Origin of the sequence: Funiculus sociatus GB2-C1 (assembly GCF_039962115.1) — a bacterium.
In the GTDB taxonomy this organism is placed as follows: Bacteria; Cyanobacteriota; Cyanobacteriia; order Cyanobacteriales; family FACHB-T130; genus Funiculus; species Funiculus sociatus.
Window position 1 is genome coordinate 1 of the sequence record NZ_JAMPKJ010000080.1, and the last position, 20,553, is coordinate 20,553.

General features: G+C 45.5%; 18 protein-coding genes. 7 read left to right on the top strand and 11 right to left on the bottom strand.

Translation table 11 applies throughout. The features are described 5' to 3' along the window. Window positions 1–156, top strand: a 156-nt coding sequence (locus NDI42_RS25065; protein WP_190450670.1) for a transposase, incomplete at its 5' end; no start/stop codon positions are given. Window positions 157–165: 9 nt separating this feature from the next. On the opposite strand, the gene NDI42_RS25070 is transcribed toward NDI42_RS25065, so the two are convergent. Both NDI42_RS25070 and NDI42_RS25075 read right to left on the bottom strand, forming a co-directional pair. Then, the gene (locus tag NDI42_RS25070; protein ID WP_190455305.1) at window positions 166–1,794 is read right to left on the bottom strand and encodes a GUN4 domain-containing protein; all 1,629 of its coding nucleotides are present in this window, start codon (window positions 1,792–1,794) and stop codon (window positions 166–168) included. 6 nt (window positions 1,795–1,800) lie between these two features. Beyond that, complete coding sequence (locus tag NDI42_RS25075) at window positions 1,801–2,208, bottom strand: Pepco domain-containing protein (RefSeq protein WP_190455308.1); 408 nt, start codon at window positions 2,206–2,208, stop codon at window positions 1,801–1,803. Between the two features lie 220 nt (window positions 2,209–2,428). Here NDI42_RS25075 and ispG point away from each other — a divergent pair, with 220 nt between their 5' ends. Together ispG and ctpC are read left to right on the top strand one after the other, a co-directional pair. Further along, the gene (ispG, locus tag NDI42_RS25080; RefSeq protein WP_190423131.1) at window positions 2,429–3,646 is read left to right on the top strand and encodes a (E)-4-hydroxy-3-methylbut-2-enyl-diphosphate synthase; all 1,218 of its coding nucleotides are present in this window, start codon (window positions 2,429–2,431) and stop codon (window positions 3,644–3,646) included. A gap of 188 nt (window positions 3,647–3,834) precedes the next feature. Further along, a complete protein-coding gene (ctpC, locus tag NDI42_RS25085; protein WP_190455311.1) occupies window positions 3,835–5,124 on the top strand; it encodes a carboxyl-terminal processing protease CtpC in 1,290 nt (429 codons plus the stop codon). Between the two features lie 220 nt (window positions 5,125–5,344). On the opposite strand, the gene NDI42_RS25090 is transcribed toward ctpC, so the two are convergent. The 3 genes from NDI42_RS25090 to NDI42_RS25100 all read right to left on the bottom strand — a co-directional run bounded on the left by NDI42_RS25090 (window position 5,345) and on the right by NDI42_RS25100 (window position 8,775). Next, the gene (locus NDI42_RS25090) at window positions 5,345–5,533 is read right to left on the bottom strand and encodes a DDE transposase family protein (protein ID WP_190455314.1); all 189 of its coding nucleotides are present in this window, start codon (window positions 5,531–5,533) and stop codon (window positions 5,345–5,347) included. A 34-nt stretch (window positions 5,534–5,567) separates the two neighbouring features. Then, window positions 5,568–6,485 carry a prohibitin family protein gene (locus NDI42_RS25095; protein ID WP_190455318.1) on the bottom strand — a complete coding sequence of 306 codons (918 nt, stop codon included), beginning with the start codon at window positions 6,483–6,485 and terminating at the stop codon, window positions 5,568–5,570. 265 nt (window positions 6,486–6,750) lie between these two features. Continuing rightward, on the bottom strand, window positions 6,751–8,775 hold the full coding sequence (locus NDI42_RS25100) for an elongation factor G (protein WP_190455321.1): 2,025 nt from the start codon (window positions 8,773–8,775) through the stop codon (window positions 6,751–6,753). 477 nt (window positions 8,776–9,252) lie between these two features. Between NDI42_RS25100 and NDI42_RS25105 the strand changes: the two genes are divergently transcribed. Beyond that, window positions 9,253–10,089 carry a tetratricopeptide repeat protein gene (locus NDI42_RS25105; protein ID WP_190455323.1) on the top strand — a complete coding sequence of 279 codons (837 nt, stop codon included), beginning with the start codon at window positions 9,253–9,255 and terminating at the stop codon, window positions 10,087–10,089. A gap of 208 nt (window positions 10,090–10,297) precedes the next feature. On the opposite strand, the gene NDI42_RS25110 is transcribed toward NDI42_RS25105, so the two are convergent. Next, on the bottom strand, window positions 10,298–10,567 hold the full coding sequence (locus NDI42_RS25110; RefSeq protein WP_242017640.1) for an HNH endonuclease: 270 nt from the start codon (window positions 10,565–10,567) through the stop codon (window positions 10,298–10,300). A gap of 332 nt (window positions 10,568–10,899) precedes the next feature. Here NDI42_RS25110 and NDI42_RS25115 point away from each other — a divergent pair, with 332 nt between their 5' ends. Further along, on the top strand, window positions 10,900–12,768 hold the full coding sequence (locus NDI42_RS25115; protein ID WP_190455325.1) for a WD40 domain-containing protein: 1,869 nt from the start codon (window positions 10,900–10,902) through the stop codon (window positions 12,766–12,768). A gap of 92 nt (window positions 12,769–12,860) precedes the next feature. Here the strand turns inward: NDI42_RS25115 and NDI42_RS25120 are convergent, their stop codons facing one another. Further along, window positions 12,861–13,925 carry a fatty acid desaturase family protein gene (locus NDI42_RS25120; protein ID WP_190455327.1) on the bottom strand — a complete coding sequence of 355 codons (1,065 nt, stop codon included), beginning with the start codon at window positions 13,923–13,925 and terminating at the stop codon, window positions 12,861–12,863. A gap of 298 nt (window positions 13,926–14,223) precedes the next feature. Here NDI42_RS25120 and NDI42_RS25125 point away from each other — a divergent pair, with 298 nt between their 5' ends. Next, entirely contained in the window at window positions 14,224–15,357 is a 1,134-nt protein-coding gene (locus NDI42_RS25125) for an SAM-dependent methyltransferase (RefSeq protein WP_190455330.1), read from the top strand. A gap of 84 nt (window positions 15,358–15,441) precedes the next feature. Here NDI42_RS25125 and NDI42_RS25130 read toward each other — a convergent pair whose 3' ends face one another. The 4 genes from NDI42_RS25130 to NDI42_RS25145 form a co-directional block, all read right to left on the bottom strand. Then, window positions 15,442–16,254, bottom strand: a complete 813-nt coding sequence (locus NDI42_RS25130) for a pentapeptide repeat-containing protein (RefSeq protein WP_190455332.1) — start codon at window positions 16,252–16,254, stop codon at window positions 15,442–15,444. 104 nt (window positions 16,255–16,358) lie between these two features. Next, window positions 16,359–16,988: a cytochrome c oxidase subunit 3 gene (locus tag NDI42_RS25135; protein WP_190423158.1), complete on the bottom strand. Its 630-nt coding sequence runs from the start codon at window positions 16,986–16,988 to the stop codon at window positions 16,359–16,361. A gap of 117 nt (window positions 16,989–17,105) precedes the next feature. Next, entirely contained in the window at window positions 17,106–18,869 is a 1,764-nt protein-coding gene (ctaD, locus tag NDI42_RS25140; RefSeq protein WP_190447672.1) for a cytochrome c oxidase subunit I, read from the bottom strand. A gap of 81 nt (window positions 18,870–18,950) precedes the next feature. Then, window positions 18,951–20,024: a cytochrome c oxidase subunit II gene (locus tag NDI42_RS25145; RefSeq protein WP_190455335.1), complete on the bottom strand. Its 1,074-nt coding sequence runs from the start codon at window positions 20,022–20,024 to the stop codon at window positions 18,951–18,953. A 4-nt stretch (window positions 20,025–20,028) separates the two neighbouring features. Here NDI42_RS25145 and NDI42_RS25150 point away from each other — a divergent pair, with 4 nt between their 5' ends. Continuing rightward, entirely contained in the window at window positions 20,029–20,193 is a 165-nt protein-coding gene (locus NDI42_RS25150; protein WP_190455338.1) for a hypothetical protein, read from the top strand. Window positions 20,194–20,553: the final 360 nt, after the last annotated feature.

Consider the following 20,553-nt stretch of genomic DNA (forward strand, 5'->3'; position numbering starts at 1 on the left):
GATGAAATTATTGCTTACTTTGACAACCGAACTACGAGTGGTGTTGTTGAGGGTATTAACAATAAGCTCAAGTTGATTAAACGCTCTGCTTATGGGTTTAGGAATTTTGAAAATTACCGAATTAGATGTTTACTTACTTGGCATTTTAATTATTGAATTAGCATACTAAGTACTGAAGAGCCATAATGATTGAGGCTGTGATACAGATGCTTGAGTATAGTCTATCTTCTGTGAAGAAAGGTTATTAATTAAACTTTCAAGCTTTAGTGTGTATTCAACAAGAGGAGGCTCAGGCTGTACCTTGCACTCCTCAAATCTCGACACGAGAGAATCGAACCTACCCGGAATATGTTGTGGCCACCCCTCCTCTACCCAAGCTCTACAATATGGAAGGTTCCCCTCAGTAGCCTTCAAAGCGAAGGGTAAGTCTTTATACGCAACCCAACTATCATTTACACGCCATCCCACAGCATTAGCAAAACGAACCCAAATTTCGTAACCTGCGCCCTTAGTACCGCCAAGCTCCTGCCAAATGCGTTGCTGTACACTAAAGCCAAAGCGCCCATTACTGGATGTGACCCAGAGTTGGTCGATAGTGTGTAAAGTTTGATAGGGAAATTTTCTAATATCATTTGTTCCAAGCCAGCCTTCTTGTTTTCGACCAGCTACCTCAAGCATTATTGCCTTTGTTTCCCGATCGGCTTCTTTCCAACTTCGGGATGCCAGCAGATTCTGTAGCAAAGTGTAGTCTACTCTATGCTCAGAAGTGAGAGCATCAGTTGCGCTTTCTAATTCAACAGCAGACTCAATCTGATTTGATTCAGGTAAAGGTGCAGACTTAGATGACCTCCTACGAATATCCGGCTCGACTGAACTAGATGACGAAAATGCGTTTGAGGTTTCCATCCGCGACTGTGCAATTCTTTCTAATGCCTTTACAGCCTCAAGATCCCGACCAGCAGCGGCAATATTCACCCGAAGCCACAGCTGCTTTGCCAGCTCAATATCCTTGCCAACTTCAGCCTGGTACGCATCATTTTTGAGCATGGCAATATCGGCTAAAGTTGCGTATCGCGGTAAAACAATCAGGCGAGACTTGGTTATAGGTTCAGCAATACTATAAGGCGTTTGCTGAGGTTTGCCGTGTTGACGATTGATTTCAGGTAGTCGATAGCTCAAATACTGGTTCAATCGCTCAACAGTAGCACATTTACCTTGAACACCTAATCCTTCTAGTAGCGCACGGGTGAAGGCACCTTGTTGTAGAGCCTCAATTTCATAGGAATATTCATTCGGACTACAGGAAAAAATGCTGAGGACTCCGGTTTGACGGGCAAGTTCAGCCGTTTGATTGCCGATACCTTCTCCAGAACGAGTACCTTGATTGCGGCAAGCATCAAAAATTAAAACAACGTTATCCGCACCACAAAGACGCAGATTGTCAGTAATGTAGGTAATCGAAATCGCCGTATTTTCTATATCATTTGCATCGCCATCTAAAGGCATCAGATAATCGCGTCCCTCGTGGCGCATCCCGTGTCCGCTGAAGAAAAACCAAAAGTTATCCCCAGCAGACATTTTTGCTTCTTTACCCAACTGTCGCAGCACTCGTAGCAGGTTGCTGCGAGAAGGTCGTTTATCGGGTGAATCATCAGAAAAGAACAAGACTTGATTAAATCCTGCCTCGTTGCAGAGAAATTCCTGCATTAGCTGTGCATCCCGCTGGGCATAATTTAGCGGTTGCAGGAAATCGTATTTGTTGATGCCAATTGAGACCGCCCAATTCTTTACCATTTCCCTCTACTGTCGCCGTTTGAACTTGAGGGTTATTGCACTTTTGCCACCAACTTTAGTCCCGCTTCCTAATAAACTTACTTGTCCCTCGCCGTTCACTTCTACCGATAGCTCAACTTCATCTAGCTGGGTAAACTGCATATTAGCTTGTTGTTCAGCATGGCTAAATAGTTGATCTACTGTTTTCATAAACTTAGCCAGTCCATGCTCTAGTTTCTGCACGCTGACATCGTGAAGTCTAAACTTATCCGTCTTTTGCTCAACTTTTTGCAATTTAAACTCATCTGGTTGAACTTCGTCAGCCCAAAAGTTCGCTCCTACATCCATCCCAATTTTCGCGCCTTCAGGAGCAGTTGGCTGAGGGGAATCACTCAGAGTCTCGTAAGTTACAACCCGAATTGTTTCATCTGACATAAAAGCTTGTTGATTTCAACACTTTATTCATAATGGCAGATGCTAAGGCGAACTATATACCGGCTTTACTTAAGTGGGACAGACAAGATTGGCTGGACGCGATCGCACAACAATTCTTCGCTATATTGCAAGAAATGCGATCGCCCTAACTTAGCCAAACTTGCCCCCTTCTGTGGCACCCTGAGAAACAGAGAGGAACGCAAAAAGTAAAGAAAAGGTTATGCAAACTCTGCCAATTCCCAACACTGCATCTAACGAACCCGCTTTTGACACTGCCATTAAGCGCCGCAAAACCCGTCCGGTAAAAGTGGGAAATGTCACCATCGGCGGCGGTTATCCGGTGGTGGTGCAGTCGATGATTAATGAAGATACCCTGGATATCGACGGATCGGTTGCCGGAATTCGTCGATTGCACGAGATTGGCTGCGAAATTGTGCGCGTCACTGTGCCTAGTATCGGTCACGCTAAAGCTTTGGCGGAAATTAAACAGAAATTAATCCAAACTTACCAAATTGTGCCTTTGGTTGCCGATGTGCATCACAACGGGATGAAAATCGCCTTGGAAGTAGCCAAGCACGTTGATAAGGTGCGGATTAATCCTGGGTTGTATGTGTTTGAGAAGCCAAAAGCAGATAGAACTGAATATACCAAAGCTGAATTTGACGAGATTGGCGAAAAAATCCGCGAAACTTTAGAACCATTGGTGGTTTCTTTGCGAGATCAGGGCAAGGCGATGCGAATCGGGGTAAATCACGGTTCTCTTGCTGAAAGAATGCTGTTTTCCTACGGCGACACTCCTGAAGGGATGGTGGAATCTGCTATAGAATTCATCAGAATTTGCGAATCCCTGGATTTCCACAACCTGGTAATTTCTCTCAAAGCGTCGCGGGTTCCGGTGATGTTAGCAGCATATCGCTTGATGGCGAAGCGGATGGATGAACTGGGAATGGATTACCCTCTGCATTTGGGTGTCACGGAAGCTGGTGATGGCGAATATGGACGCATCAAGTCTACGGCAGGAATTGCTACCCTGTTAGCTGATGGAATTGGGGATACTATCCGGGTGTCTCTCACCGAAGCGCCAGAAAAAGAGATTCCCGTCTGCTACAGCATTCTGCAAGCTTTGGGTTTGCGGAAAACGATGGTTGAGTATGTCGCTTGTCCTTCTTGTGGTCGCACATTGTTTAACCTAGAAGAAGTGCTGCACGAAGTTCGGGAAGCAACTAAACACCTCACCGGGTTAGACATAGCAGTGATGGGTTGCATTGTCAATGGGCCTGGAGAGATGGCGGATGCTGACTATGGCTATGTTGGTAAACAACCTGGTTATATCTCGCTATATCGTGGCAGAGAAGAGATAAAAAAAGTACCAGAGTCGCAAGGAGTTGAAGAATTGATTAATTTAATTAAGGCAGACGGACGCTGGATTGACCCTTAAGTTAAGAAAAGTTAGGAGTTAAGAGTGAGGAATCAGGAATTGTTAACTCATAACTCCGAATTCTCTAATTCCGGACTGTAACCTAGTGCAGATGGATAGAGAAGTGCGCTCTAATGCTGGGTAGAAATTGCCTGTGTTAGAGTTAGCGTAATTCCTTGGCAGTAATTCCCCCCAGCTCAGACAGGAAAATGGTAATTACAAAACGTGGGCTTGTTCTAAGTGCGACAGCAGCAACAGTGGCTGCGATCGCTATTACCGGAGTAGGTATTCATCTCCCCAAAAGTCTAGCAGTCTTGCGCGAAAGCCCCAAGGAGCTAGTAGACGAAGTTTGGCAAGTTATCGACCGCTCTTATGTGGATGGCACCTTTAACAAGGTAGATTGGCGCGCAGTTCGCAAAGAGTATCTCAATAAGTCTTACAGCAACAAGGAGGAAGCTTATAAAGCTATCCGGGAAATGCTGAAGAAACTGAATGACCCCTATACTCGGTTCATGGACCCAGGAGAGTTCAAGTCAATGCAAATTGACACTTCTGGGGAATTAACAGGGGTTGGTCTGCAACTTGCCCAAGATGAAAAAACCAAGAAGTTAACGGTAATTGCGCCAATTGAAGATACGCCAGCTTCTAAGGCTGGTGTATTGGCTAAGGACATCATCACCAAAATCGATGGCAAAACTACCGATGGGATGGATGTCAATGACGCGGTGAAGCTGATTCGGGGACAGCCGGGAACCTCAGTGACGCTAACGGTTCAGCGGGGGGACAAGGAATTAATGTTTCCTCTGAAACGGGCGCGAATTGAAATCCATCCGGTGCGCTTTAGCAAGAAGACAAGTCCTACTGGCGACATTGGCTATATTCGCTTGACTCAGTTCAGCGCTAATGCTTCTAAGGAAATGGCAGACGCGATTAAAGCGTTAGAGGCGCAGAATGTGAATGGCTACATTCTGGATCTGCGCTCTAATCCGGGCGGTTTACTGTACTCTAGTATTGAAATTGCCCAGATGTGGCTTAAAGAAGGCACAATTGTCTCAACATCCGATCGCCAGGGAGAAAGGGATCGAGAGACGGCTAATAATCGCGCCTTGACTGATAAACCGCTGGTGGTGCTAGTGGATGGCGGATCGGCTAGCGCTAGTGAAATCCTCTCTGGAGCTTTGCAGGATAACAAGCGGGCTGTTTTGGTGGGTACAAAGACCTTTGGTAAAGGTTTGGTGCAATCGGTGCGGGGCCTGGGCGATGGTTCGGGTTTGGCGGTGACGATCGCTAAATACTATACTCCCAAGGGTCGCGATATCAACCAAGCGGGAATTGTCCCGGATCAGGTGCTGGAACTCTCGGATGAACAGCGCAAGTCGTTGCAGACTGACCGAGATAAAATCGGCTCTCAGGACGATCCTCAATACTCGAAAGCGCTGGATGTGCTGAATCAGGAGATTGCTGCGAAAAAAGGAAATAGGGCAGAAAAGAAATTTTAGATTCTCCTCCCGGCAAAGGAGTTTCTGGACTTCTGATGATTTTGGGTTGAATCTACGGTTCTCATTTGTGTGTAATACTTCTGACCTCTCCCCAACCCCTCCCCTACAAGGGGAGGGGCTAATTCTCCTTTTCTACAAGAGAACTACAAGGGAAGGGGGTTGAATCGTTAGGTCTGTATTTGACTCAACTGCGAACCGCTATAAAATCTAAAATCTTAAATTATGCGGGTTGGCACTTTCCAGCGCGGATTAAGCCGATGCGACGAGCGATCGCTTCCTCTTGAGAATTAAATGGCCCCCAGCGTTCCACAAATGCTGATTCTTCCTCCCTTTCGACGCGATCGCTGGGGATAATTTCGCATTTTTGATCTTGTCGCTTGACAATATACCAAGTTTGTGAATCAGTCATTTTAAGTAAAAGTTAATTCCACACAGAGAGACTGCTAGGGTTTTGGAGCGGCTGCATTGGTTGAAGTTCCTATGTCTGGCTGTAACAGGATTGGTAAACCGCCTTGCCCTTGACCGCCCATCACCACAATTTTAGAATTGGGGGATTGAGCTAGTTTTTCAGTGGCTTCAATTGCCCTCAATTGCAGCATTCGGTCGCTCAGTCCTTGAGAAATTATTTTTTGAGAATCAGAAATACCTCTGGCTTCAATGCGTTTTCGCTCAGCCTCTTGACGCTCTTTTTCTAAAGTAAACTTCATCTGCTGGCTTTGCTGCTCGACTTGGAGTTTTTGCTCAATTGCGGCTTGGAGCGTATCAGGGAGTTTAACTTCCCTCAACAGAGCTTCTTCAACTATAAAACCAAGAGGTAATAACTGCTCGCTTAGCCGTTGGCGAAGCTGATTAGCAACTTCTTGGCGTTTGGTCGAGTAAATTGCTACAGCCGGGTAACTAGCAGTAATTTCGCGGACAAGGGAGCGAAATCGGGAAGTAATAATATCTCCCTCTTCAGTACCAATATTTTTATAAACTTCCGCTGCTTTCTGCGGATCTAGTTTGTATTGAAGAGTGACATCGATATTGAAAGCTAAACCTTCTTGGGATGTAGCCTCTATAGTTTCCTTCATATCCCTTAGTCGAGTGGAAAATATCTCGACTTCGGTAAAGGGATTGACTAAGTGGACACCAGGATTAAGGGTGCGTTCGGAAACCCTTCCCAAGGACTCTACAACGCCGATATTTCCAGCGGGGATAATCAATAAACTGCGGAAGACGGTAGAAAGCGCTGCAATTGCTCCAACGAGCGTTGCGATCGCTTGTACCGCCAAGCGGCCTCTTTCATTCTTAACTTTACCAGCATTCAAGAAAACGAGGATAGAAATTAACGTTATCAGGAGTGAAGCTATAAAAGACATAAATTTCCCTCCATCAGCTTTGAAAAATTACAACTTAATTTGATCATAGATCCTGCTGGTTAAAGTTAGGTAATTAAACAGCAAAAAGCTAATTCGGGCTGTTATATTTTTTTAAAGCTACTGAGATTTAAAGAGTAATTAATCACAAAGTTTGAAATAAACCATACAGTAAGGAAAAAGGCAAAAGAGTAAGATTACTTACGTTTCTATTTTTTGTATAGTTTGTGTTTTTTCTCTTCTTTTTGCCTTTTTCCTTTTGCCTTTTTTAGCCGTTGGTAGCTAAGACTTTTTCAGCTAGTTTTCCGGGGACTTCTTGGAGATGGTCGTGTTGCCAGTGGAAGAAGCCAACGCCCATTGTAAGACTTCGCAATTCTACGATAAAGTCGTGCATCTCAGCTTGGGGTAAATACGCGGAAACGCAATCCCAACCTGCCCAATCTGATTTAGCTTCGTAGCCGAGAATTTGTCCCCGCCGTCCGCTCAGCAGTTGGAGGACTTTGGAGGTAAACTCGCTGGGGGCGCATACTTGAACTGAGGTAATCGGTTCAAGCAGGGTTGGTTCGCACTTTTGCATTCCTTCCTGCATGGCAATTCGGGCAGCTTGTTTAAATGCCTGTTCCGAACTATCGACTGAGTGGTATGAACCATTTGTCAGCGTTACCGCTACATCGACGACTGGGAAACCCAAGGGGCCATGAGTGAGATATTCCCGCACTCCCATCTCAACGCCGGGAATATATTGTTTAGGAACGACACCGCCAACAATAGTTTGATTGAAGTTAAAGCCTTCGCCACGGGGTAGGGGTTTGATTTCCAGGTATACGTCGCCGAATTGCCCGTGTCCGCCGCTTTGGTGCTTGTAGCGCCCGTGAACTGAGGGGGCAGTTTTGCGGATGGTTTCTTTGTAGGGAACTCGCGGCAGATGGGTTGTCATCGGCAGGTTGTATTTGCGCCGCAGTCGGTCGAGAGCAACTTGCAGGTGAATGTCGCCTTGTCCCCAGAGGATGACTTCGTGAGTGTCGCCGTGTTGTTCCCAGGCGAGGGACGGATCTTCTTCTAGCAGTTTGCCTATGGCGCTGCTGAGTTTAACTTCGTCGTTGCGCTTTTCGGGCGCGATCGCCATTGCGTATACTGGGGAAGTCTGCTCGGCTTTCGGTAATTCGGTTGCCAATTGTGCATCGGCTGTCAAGGTATCGCCTGTTTTAATTGCTTCCAAGCGTCCCAGTGCCACAATTTCACCAGCTTGGGCTTGTGTGACAGTTTGCTGTTGCTGTCCCATCAAGCGGTACAATCCGCCAGCACGAACCCCATTCAGGACAATTCCATCTGTTAACGTACCTTGCCAAACCCGCACGAGGGAGAGTTTCCCACCTTGGGGAGTGTAATAGGTTTTAATAACTTGCGCTAAGGGAGCATCGGCGTGGAGAACAATTCCCCGACGTTCCGCAGTAGTTGCGGGATCTGGTGCTTCTCGCAATAAAGCTTCCAACAGCGGTCGCACTCCATAATCTTGCTCAGCAACCCCCAGGAACACAGGCACAATTAAATCTGCCCCTAACTCCATTTTCAAGTCTTGGATAATTTCTTCTTGGGGCGGGTTAATTTCCTCTAGCAGTTCTTCTAGCAAGTGGTCGTCAAAATCTGCCAATGCTTCCAGCATCTCTGTGCGTGCTGCTTGCTCTTGTTCCTTCAAGTCTTCTGGCATTGGCACCGGGTCAGCTGGCGCACCCGGATGGTAATGATAAGCTTGTTCGCTCACCAAGTCGATAAATCCGGTCAGTTGTTCGCCTTGACCGATGGGATACTGGTGTGGGACGATCGGGCGGCTGGAAACCGTTTTCAGGGCGTTTAGCACGTCCATGAAGTTGTTATTCGCCCGATCCATTTTGTTGATGAAGACTAGGTGCGGGATTTCCCAGTCGTCGAGAAATTTGAATAAAGGTGCGAGGGTGAGGACGCGATTGGTGTGCGGTTCGCAGACTACAATCGCTGCATCCACGCCAATGAGAGCGTTATAGGTTTCTTGTGCAAATTCTACCGAGCCGGGACAATCTACAAAAGTGAAGCGGACACCGCCGTACTCTGTGCTGGCAGCGCATACCTCTACACTCATCTGGCGATCGCGTGCTTCTTGGGAACTATCTGCCACCGTGTTACGGTCTACAGTACGTCCTTTGCGGGAAATTGTCCCACTGACGAACAGCAAGCTTTCCAGTAATGTAGTTTTGCCACTTAAATACGGGCCGACAATTGCAACATTTCGTGTCCCGGAAACGACTTTTTCGTTCATAATTCACCTCCAAGGAAAAAAGGAGAGAAGCAGATTGACACCATTGGCAATCGGCGGGATGTTCCCGCTCTCCTTTCTGGGTGCCATTCACTGCTTGTTAGCTGTATGGATTTATTGATCCCTGACTGTGAGATTAGCGCGTTTGACTTCCCGGAAATGAAAGTTGCAATTTCTTTTAAAGCAAACTCACCCAAAAATTAACTTAGATAAATTACTATTAAATCAGCGTAAATTTTATCAATAAATGAAACATATTAAAAAGTATTTGTTAGAAAAATACTGGATATCAGGTCAACAAGCGTAACAATTGTAAACAAAAAGGTGACTCGAAAAATGGGAAGGCATCGGCATCTGGAATGGATAAATATACCTCACAGTCCCAAGCCTGGAACCGCACGAAAAAAGCCCGCGTCCTCGGATTTCGTTGGTAGGCCCTTGACTTTAGTCGTTAGGCTCTCGCTGTTACTGGTGGGGATAATGCCCCCGGTTGGCGCTTTACCAACTTCCACGCCTATAAAAGTCGCCCAAGCGCCACAGGCGGTGGATTCGGTAAATCAGGGTTTGCAGATGATTCAACAGGGGAAAGTATCAGAAGCGATCGCATCCTTTCAACGCGCCACCAAACTCGATCCCAAACTGGCACCAGCGCATTACAATTTAGGACTAGCTTTGCGGCAGGCGGGACAATTGCAACCATCGGCGGATGCCTTTTACCAAGCGACACAAGCCGATCCCAAATTTGCCTTAGCTTTTGCCAATTTAGGCGCGGCGCTGCTGGAGGGCAACAATTTACAGCAGGCGGGTGATTATTTAGTACGGGCGCTGGAAATCGACCCCAAGTTGGGGGTAGCGCATTACAATCTGGGTTTGGTCAGGGAACAGCAAGGAGATTGGGAGAAAGCGATCGCATCTTTTAAAAAAGCTATGCAGTTGAGTCCAAATGCACCAGAACCTGCTTATCATTTGGGCTTATCTTATTTGCAACAAAATAAAACTAACGAAGCTAAAAAAGCATTTCAACAAGCCCTAGAAATTAGCCCCAAATACCCTGAAGCTCACTACAATCTCGGTTCAATTTTAATGAATCAAGGAAAATTAGACGAAGCTTTAAACGCTTTTCGCCAAGCAGCCGAAGCTAATTCTAATTACGCCAATGCCTACTATGCAGCAGGTTTAGTATTTTTGCGCCAAGGCAAATACAGCGATGCTCAGCAATTACTACAATACGCCAAAGACCTCTACGCTGCTCAAGGTAACACCCAGTGGGTAAGGAATTCTCAGGAATTATTGCAAAGAGCGCAAAATCCTAATTAAGGCTCACCCGGATCAATTAATTGGGTTCTTCATTACTTGGTATGCCAAACTATTAGTTTAAAGGGCTGAAAAGCCTGGAATAGAAACCTTTGGGGCTTCTTAGCGCCTCCACCGCCAAAATAATTAAAAGTAATGCCCAAAACTCCTGCTGAGTAACAGTTATGGGCATCGCAGGAGGCAGATTAGCATATCAGGTACGGAAGAGCCATTAATTGCTGCTGCGATGCACTTTGACGCGCCTAGTCGGATCTTGCTTCTTCACCCAAGACAAAAATTTTTGCATCTGAGGTTCATCCTTCAGTCTTTCCACACAGTTGAGTTCTTGGGCTAATCTCGTATTATCAAACAAAGTATGTATCTGTCGATGGCAGGCAGAACAAATATTTGTAGTAGGGCCTGGAGCTTCATTTTTCCGCTTGGTTTTCTGTCGCGGAACTAGATGATGTACAGTTAATTTTTCTACTTCTCTTTCGCACAATTCTCACTGCATTGATTGATGAAACTCCTACTCCCTTACTTGGCAAAATAAATTAGGATTGCCTTTAACAAGGTTATGCTCTTTAAAAGCATTACTTTTTTAAGTATATGATTATTATAATAATTTGTAGAGCAACTCTATTTGATTAACGAAGCCCTGAGACACAGAGGGCGCAGAGGAAGAGAAAATAGAGAGGTTGATAAATAAATTAGGATTGCAATATTAGAAAATAATTCGGTAAATATACGAATTTAGAACCAAGGGAGAGAGTGGTAGGTGTATTAAAGAAGCGATCGCTTCCATGAACCTCATCCTTCGCCCTTGCAAAATTCATGTCTCAAAATTATCAGAAAAATAGTGTTATCCCAGGTGCAACATTTGTAGCCGCAGGCGCGGCGACAGGTGCCGGAGTTTCCGCTGCTGTTGGCGGGATGGGATTAGTTGGAGGATTTGGAGCTGTTGGGCTTGGTATGGCACCAGTTATGGCGGCGGGAGCTGTTGCTGGCGCTGCTGCCTACGGAGCTTTTACAGCGATAGGAGAAGGAGATACTTTCGCTTTAGGTGCCATAGGAATTGGTGCAGCAGGTGGCGCTAGTTTTTACTCAGTTTTTGGCGGCATGGGATTAGCGTTTAAAGGAACGGCTGTAGGAATTGGCATGGCTCCGATGACAGCTGTTGGTGCAGTAATTGGACTGGGAATTTATGGGTTGCACAAAGTCAAACCAGAGCCTGGAGAGCGTTTAATGGGTGCGATAGATGCCTTCGAGCGGATGGAAGAAAAAATATTGTGGCAAGACGCTTACACCGAGGCACTTTTAGAATTAGAACTGGCAGCATTAGAAAAAAAGTTAGCTGGTGATGCTGTAGAAATAAAATTTGCTAATTGGGAAGTGGAGGATGAATTAGAGGAATTGAAGGCTAAAATACAGCCAAAAACTAATATAAACTCCTCTAACCCAAGCCTCAAGTTATCGGGAAATGGTGAAACTTCTGCTTACAAGACAACGCCATCAAAAACACAATTTGTTAATTCTGGAATTCAAGCTGAATTGATGGCAGTAAAAACTCAGACACCTGAAGCTTGGAAATGCGTACACACTCTAAAGGGACACTCAGCCTCAGTCAATTCCGTTGCTATCAGCCCCGATGGTGAAATGGTTGCCAGTGGGAGTGATGACAAAACAGTTACTTTGTGGAACCTGAAAACAGGAAAACAGATTTTCACCTTTATTGGACAAGCACAGGAAGTTTATTCAGTGGCAATTAGTCCAGATAACAAGACTCTTGTCAGTGGCAGTTTTGATCAAAAAATCACTAACTGGAATTTGCGAAAAAAAGAATTTATCCGCACCTTCTTTTATTTAAACTCACCCTACAGTCATTCCGGCTTTGTTTACTCAGTTGCCTTCAGCCCGGATGGAAAAATTATTGCTAGTGGAAGTGCCGATAAAACTATCAGGCTTTGGAATGGGTACGGGGGCAAATTAATCCGTACTATTAATGGACATTCAGATGCGGTTTTGTCTGTTGCTATTAGTCCCGATAGTCAAACTATCGCTAGTGGAAGTGCCGATAAAACTATTAGGCTTTGGAATTTGATTAGCGGACAGCAGCACCACATTCTCGCGGGGCATTCCGGCTGGGTTAATTCTGTTGCCTTCAGCCCGGATGGAAAGACTCTCGCTAGTGGGAGTGGAGACACCACAATCAAGTTCTGGAATCTCAAAACCGGAGAAATGATTCGCACTTTCTCAGGACATTCATCTGGGGTTAATTCTGTTGCCTTTAGCTCCAATGGAAAAACTTTGGCTAGTGGCAGCACCAACAGCGTTAAAATTTGGAACCTGCACACTGGAGAACTACTAGAAACTCTTTCTGGACGTGGTGCGGTTGCTTTTAGTGCTGATGGAAATACCTTGGTGAGTGGCGCTAATGGTGGCACTATTAAAATTTGGCATCAGTCCTGTGAGACGAATAAATCTCAATCTAACTTTGTGCTATCTGGGGAATGGTGGGAAGTTTTGGGTGTGGAAAAAAGTGCTTATCCTAGCGATGTGAAGCGTGCATACATTCGCTTAGGAAGGCAGTATCATCCTGATATTAATTCCTCTGCTAGTGCTAAAGCTACAATGCAGGCAATTAATCAGGCATATGATCAGTACCGGAAAGAAATAAGCGGCAATACGGTTCGGTTAAGATAATGCAGCCTACCCAACACATGAGTCGAGACGTTCTATAGAACGTCTCTACAAAGAAAATTTTAAGATTTATTTAGGAGGGCTATAGTAAGCTTTTAATTCTTGCCCAGAGGACAAGTAACAGGCTGATCTCCCAAGGAATCTATGAATGTAGTTTCATCTTTGTAATGCCGGGGAGTTTGCAGTAATAATCGCCAAGCTTGTCCGGCATCTAATAAGTTATGTTGTTCTGGATAGTGTATCATTAACAAGTTTTGAACCATTGGATAATAGTCCGAGTTCATTGCCGGAAAAATATGATGTTCCGTATGGTATGAGAAATTTAAGTGCAGCAAATCAAAGATTTTGGGAACTCGGAGAGAAACACTATTCATCAGCGGATCGTTAACGCTGGTCATCTCGCATATCATGTGATTTGTATAAATATAAAACATGACACCAGCGTAGCCAATTGCAAGCGGGAGGAAGTAGCTGAGTAGGAGTTTGATGGGGTTAAAGTCTAGAAACGCGATGATACTGAAATGAATCCCTAATATTAATAGAAATTCCCAGGCGATCGCTTGCCTATCTTTGCCACTCACTTTAAAAGCAGCAGGCACATAATCTACAGACTCATTATTAAACAACACCACCGAAGTTAGGTTGCGAAAAGTATGAACCAGCCATGCTGATGTCATCCCTACAGTTAACCATAATGGATTAACTTCATTAGATGGGACGAATAGATTTTGAATCCATTTTCCCCAAGTATCAGGCTGTTGATATAAGTAATTGCGATCTGGATCTTTCAGGGAATTGGTATTATTGTGATGCACTCGATTATGAACTGCTTTCCACAACGTCGGTGGCATCCACATAATCGTTAATCCGAGAAAGCTTACCAAACGCATCAGGCGAGAATTTCTAATCGCGCTGCCGTGCATGAGGTCATGGGAGCTGAATAGTAAGAGAATGACACTATTGCCCATCACCAGGCTTAGCGGTAAATAAAGCCACAATAAATATACAGACCACTGGTCTAACTTAGATGCGATCGCCCAGCCCAATATCACAATTGCTACATTAATTAATAAAATGAATAACTTATTGGGATCGGGTGCAAACGCAGCATCAGGAAGAAGAGGACGCAATTTTTTGGCGTACTCTGATTGAGGAATCATTACTTGGTTATCCAAAATTAAAGACCGGTATTTTAACTTAACAGATTCTTATTGTACCCTATCTTAAGAGATACATTTTTTTTGATTTCGTTAAAAAAAGCTTAAAATTTTTTTCGTTTATTATCAATAAATATAGTTTAAATGAAAATCCTTTTTTCTGAAACCTGCGCTATTAATAGATTTCTTAAAGATAACTGTAAACCCTAAAATATTTTACCTCTTTAGAGAGATGGAATCAAAAAAACGGTAGCTTAAGCTCCAGCTATCCCAGTCCTCTAGTTAGATTACGAGGGTGGCTATGACTTCAACTTCAGTATTAGAAAACATCGAAAAATATATCCCTTTAGTAGGGGATGTCAATATCAAAACCCCATTAGCATATAAGACCAGCCGTGGGGCTGTCAAGGTAGTTAACGCAGCACAAATGGCAGTAGCAGAGGCTTATATTAACGGGTTTGAAGTGCCTGATGCTGTACTGCGATCGCTTTTCGATACCTTCATGCCCATCTTGTTCAAATATTTTCCCTCTCTTTTAGCACCCTACGACTGGGTATTAAAAGAAACCGATCATCTCGCCGAAGGTTCACGAGATCTAATGAAACTTCAGTATGACTTGCCACAAGCCATGCTGAATACAATGTTAGGAGATGGGAAACTTATTTATCCCAAATACAGCATGGCATTGTGGGAAAAAGGCGCAGCCAATCTTGAGCAAGCCCAAATGCAAATGATCGATGATGTAATTGAGAAGCTAGAGATCGAAGACGGCGACAATATTTTAGACTTTGGCTGTGGTTGGGGATGCGTTCCCAATTATATTCTTTCCAAGTTTCCCAATGTCAAGTTTACGGGAATTAATTTGAGCCACGAACAATGCGAATATATGCGTGGCAAAATGCAAGATCCGGAAAGTTACCTTAGTTCAGGACGATTTACGCTGTATGAAGGCGACTTAAATGATGCCTTCTTTGACACAAAGTTTGACAAAATTCTCTCGATTGGCGTTTTCTGCCATGTGGGTAATTTAACCAAAGCCTTCCACAAATTAGCTTCATTCTTGAAGGAGGATGGCAAAGTTTTTATTCACATTATCACAGTCCGCACCCCTAACAACATCTCCAGCGTTTACACCCACAAATACATTTTTCCGCATGGTCGTTACTGGAATTTCGATGCAGTTCCTAGCCATAACAAAGACCTAAAAACCATTCAAAGATGGTACCTCAACGGCTATAACTACTCTACAACCTTTGCTAACTGGCTAAAAAACTTTGATGACAATCAGGCAACAAACAAACAGTTAGAGTATGGCATCGAGTATGCAAAATTCCGCCGGATTTGGAGGTTTTATTTGATATGGTTTGTTCGCAACTTTGCTAGTTGTAATGGGGAATATAACGGCAACGGTCAATTTTTATTGACTCATACTTAATGCAGTCTCAAATTGAGGCATAGCGTCTAACATTGGCGTTTCCAAGCCTAATAATAGAAGAGAAGCGAGGGAAATATCTATAACTTAATCGTGGATGCTGCCATCAGGCATGATAGCTCCGCTGAGGTTAGCTCCCCTGAGATTGGTTTGAGATAAATTTGCGCCATGTAAGTTGGCTCCAGTGAGGTTGGCTCCCCTCAAATCTGCCCAAACCAAATCTGCCTGACTCAGGTTAGTACCGCTGAGGTTGGCTTCACGCAGATTGACTCCGGGGAGATTGGCTTTACTCAGGTCTATCCCTGCCAGACAAACTTGAGGAGCAATTAACAACGCTCCTGCTGAGGCAGGTTCAAACCATTCAGGAAACTTAGTTTGTTCGTTGTAGAGAGCTTTTTGTAAGTTGGCTTTGAGTAAGTTTGCCTCCCGCAAGTCAGCCTCATAAAGGTGTGTTGAACTCAAGTTTGCCTCACAGAGGTTGGCTCCACTCATGTCGGCTCCCCGCAGGTCGGCTAAACTCAAATTGGCTCTACTCAGCTCAGCGCCAATTAAGTCAGCGCCAATCAAGTCGGATAAACTCAGATTGGCTCCACGCAGGTTGGTGCCAATCAAGTCAGCTAAACTCAGATTAGCTGCAATTAAGTAGGCTCCAATCATCTCGGCTCCGCTCAAGTCGGCTCTACGCAAATCTGCCTCGCACAGGTCAGTCAGTTCCATGTTGGCTGCTGCTAGAGTAGCTCGGCTGAGAATGGCTCGGCTAAAGGTTGCCTTCTTTAGGTTTGCCCCACTGAAATCCACCTGACTGAGATTTGCCCCGCTTAAGTCGGTATCAGACAGTTCGGCTAGACAAAAATCTCTTTCTCCAGCTGCGTATCTCCTGAATAGTTCATCCGCGTCCATCAATTAACCCCTTGGTTTCCTCCCTCATTCAGTAGATTAAGCTATCACAATAAAAAAAGCCCCCAGCTGGAGGCAAATTTTTTATTGTAGTGCTTCAAAAACACTTAAAGCAGATAGAGGATTGTGAACAGAACAATCCACACGATATCAACGAAGTGCCAGTAAATTTCTGCGGCTTCAACGCCAAAGTGGTGTTCATTGCTGTAGTGGCCGGGTTTGAGACTGCGCCACAACACAGCACCAATTGCCCCAAGTCCTAAGAATACGTGCAAACCGTGGAAGCCAGTCAAAACATAAAAGGTGCTGGCAAATAAGTTAGTGCTAAGACCAAATTCTAAGTGGCTGTATTCGTAAAGCTGACCGCAAAGGAAAATTGCGCCCATGATGCCAGTTAAGGCAAACCATGTCCGCAAACCTTTTACGTCATTCTTTTTGATAGCGGTGTCAGCATTGTGGATCACAAAGCTGCTAGAAATCAGAATTATGGTGTTGATTCCAGGTAGCAATAGCTCTAGTTTTGGCGTTCCTTCGGGGGGCCAAGACGGTGCAACTGCTCGGAAGGCGAGATAAGCAATAAATAAGCCGAAAAAGATCATGCCTTCCGCTACCAGAAATACAATCAGCCCCTCGATGCGAAAATCGTGATGTTCTACGCCGTGGGCTTCCACTGCTGCTTCTGGCTCGTGGTGATAATTTAGGGCAGTTTTTGCTGGGTCAATTGTTGAACCTTGCATGAATCTCCTCTATAAAGAATTGGGAATTAGGGGATTGGGAATTAGGAATTGGGAATTGGGAAAAAGTCTTACCTAGTCTCTAGTCCCTAGCCCCCAGTCCCTAATCCCTAATCCCTATTAACGATTGTGACTTTCTCCTTGACGGTCATCGGGATGAGCCGCAACAGCTGGATCTGGATCTGCACGTAAGGCGGAGTCAGGTCCGGCAGACAAGACTGGATTTCGAGGATCGTCGAGGGGGACATCTACCTTGGTGCGGCGATCGCCCATGCCGTAGTCATAAGGGCCAGTGGCTAACACTGGGTCTTTCTCAAAGTTTTCTACTGGCGGGGGCGAGGTCGTCATCCACTCTAGGGTTAGTCCGTCCCAAGGGTTGTCGGGTGCTTTGGGGCCAGCTATCCAACTCCAACAGGCATTGACAATGAAGGGAATGGTGGAAACGGCGAGTATATAAGCTCCAATGCTGCAAATTAGGTTGAGTGTGGCAAATTTGGGGTCATACTCGGCAATCCGCCGATTCATGCCTTCAATACCCAACTTGTGCATTGGTAGGAAAGCCAAGTTGAATCCAATAAACATCAGGACAAAGTGAACTTTGCCCCAAGCTTCGTTCAACATCCGCCCAGTCATCTTAGGGAACCAGTGGTAGAATCCGGCGTAGATGCCGAAAACGCTGCCACCAAAGAGGACGTAGTGCAGGTGAGCAACTACAAAGTAGGTGTCGTGAACGTGGATGTCGAAGGGTACAGCTGCCAACATAACGCCGCTGATGCCGCCGATAACGAACATGGAGATAAAGCCAAGAGCGAATAGCATGGCGCTGTTGAGGCGCAGTTTGCCGCCCCAAATTGTGGCTAACCAGCTAAAGACTTTAATACCAGTTGGTACGGCGATTACCATTGTGGTGATCATGAAGAACATCCGCAACCAGGCTGGGGTACCGCTGGTAAACATATGGTGCGCCCAGACGATTAGCCCCAAAAAGCTGATAGCTAGGCTGGAATATGCGATCGCCTTGTACCCAAAAATCGGTTTGCGAGCGTGTACTGGCAGGATTTCTGAGATCATCCCAAACATGGGGAGGATCATGATATAAACCGCCGGGTGGGAGTAAAACCAGAACATATGCTGGTACACGATGGGATCGCCACCACCCGTGGGGTTAAAGAAGCTAGTCCCGACCAGCAGGTCAAAGGCTAGGAGAATCAATGCCCCGGCTAATACCGGAGTGGAAATGACAGCTAAGCAGGAGGTGGCGAACATTGACCAACAGAATAAGGGCATTTGGTTCCACCCCATCCCTGGTGTCCGCATCTTCCAGATGGTGACGATAAAATTGATCCCTGCCAAGATGGAGGAGGTTCCCAGCAACAGGACGCTCATAATCCAAATCGCTTCCCCAGCTTTACCGCTGACGATGCTCAAAGGGGGGTATGAAGTCCAACCTGCGCCTGGTGCGCCGACGAAGAAACTGCTCATCAGCAGTATGCCGGCGGGGGGGATCATCCAGAAAGCGATCGCATTCAGTCTGGGGAACGCCATATCCCTTGCCCCAATTAGCAAAGGCACCAGATAATTACCAAACCCACCAGTTCCCGCAGGTACGATCCACAGGAAGATCATCACCGTCGCGTGGACTGTAAATAAGCTGTTGTAAACATCCGGTGCAACAAAATCCGACGCTGGCGTTGCCAATTCTGTGCGGACTGCTGTTGCCAGTGCGCCACCGATCAGATAAAAAATAAACGTTGTAACCAGGTATTGAATCCCGATCACTTTGTGGTCGGTGCTAAAGCCAAAATATTCTCGCCAGTGCGTTACCTTCGGTTCGTCACCGTGAGCAGGTATATTGGCACGTTCTTGAAGCTGTGCTTGTGTCATAACTAATCGCAGGATTGCTGATTGCTAATTGAAGGATTGCTAATTGGCTTTTTTTACCATTACCCATCCTGACCTTAGCGATTAATGGTTGTGGAGATGGTGTAGGCTTTCGGTTGTGACACCCATCTCACTCGCGTAGGGAGCCAAAAACTCAGCATTCGAGAGTTCTACGGGATTCACTGCAACAGACTGATTTAGAGCTTCGTTTCTAGCAACTTCTTGCTGTTCGCCCATCCATTTATCGTAGTCTTCGGGTGTCTCGACAATTACTTTTGTCTTCATCACTCCATGATAGGCACCACAGAGTTCCGCACAGATTACTGGATATTCACCCACTTTATTAGGTGTGAACCGCAGTTCACTTTGCCGTCCTGGAACTGCATCCTGCTTCAACCGAAACTCAGGCACCCAAAAAGCGTGTATTACATCATTAGCTGAGATGTTTAGTTTCACTTCCCGCCCGATGGGAAGGTGTAATTCGCCTGTGGTAACGTTCGTGTCAGGGTAGCTAAAAAGCCAAGCAAATTGCAGGCCCGTAACATTGATTACGTATTCTGGAGCTTGACCTTCCTTATCAGGCGTAGGGCCGATTCGGGGAGAAGTTACGCCTAGTCCTTCAGAATCGCGTTTTTGGGGAAGTTCCTTGCGATTCAGGGCTGTGGCGGGATCGTCTAGGGCTTCTTCTTGTAGCTGTTGATTGCGATTTTCCGTATCTGTCAGGGTGGCAGCGATCGCGGCTCCTGGCATTCTGGCAAAATGTTTATCACTCTTGACATGGGCAACCGAGTGATCCATTGGGCTGATTCCGCCCATCTGGCTGTAAACCTCAAAACTGTAGATAGAGATTCCCAGAACAATCACCGCCGGGATCGCTGTCCACAAAATTTCTAAAGGGATGTTGCCATGCACTGGTGGCCCGTCTGTGTTGTCATCTGGGCGACGGCGAAATCTAATAACTGAAATGATGATTATCCCTTCAACTATCAGAAACAGCCCTGTCGAAATGGTCATCATGGCGTTAAACAGCTTGTCCACCAAGGGAGCTTCCTGGGAAGCTGCTATCGGCAGAAGACCATGATTTTGACCGTACCAGAGGCTGACAAGGGTGACAACAATGCCAACCAGTAAAGTTAGTATCTGACTTGGGATGTTCACGGTTATGTCTTCGATTCCTGCAAAACTGCTGAACAAAATAATCTGGGAATTCAAGCCACAGACAGGATTTATTAGTCAGGCGTCAGTCGTCTGGGAAGATGTGTCAAGTTGTCCATTTGAAACCCCAGAAGGTTCTAACAACTTTCAAACGCCCACGGACAACGGATAAATAAGTAGCTCTATGTCGATCTTAGGAAATCCAAATCAGTTCAGCTTACTTACCACGGTAAGCCTAAGCGAGCTTGCTGGCCAGTAAACCTCCCCTATCTTTATAGATTTCTTTGGGATCGCGCTCTGTCGATGGGTAGGTGGTGCAGCGTCTATGGCGCTGAATTCCGATAATATTTAATTATTGTAACGATTAGTAAATAAAATGTAATCTAATATACCCAAGTCTCCCAATCGGAAGAAATTCCTAAAGCTTTAGCTGATGGTGCAGCAAGGTTATTAGAGTGGTAGCTAGAGTCGGTCATTTTTCCAGCTAGGATGCTAGCTTGGGGATGAGCGGATACTCAGGATTTGATTAAGC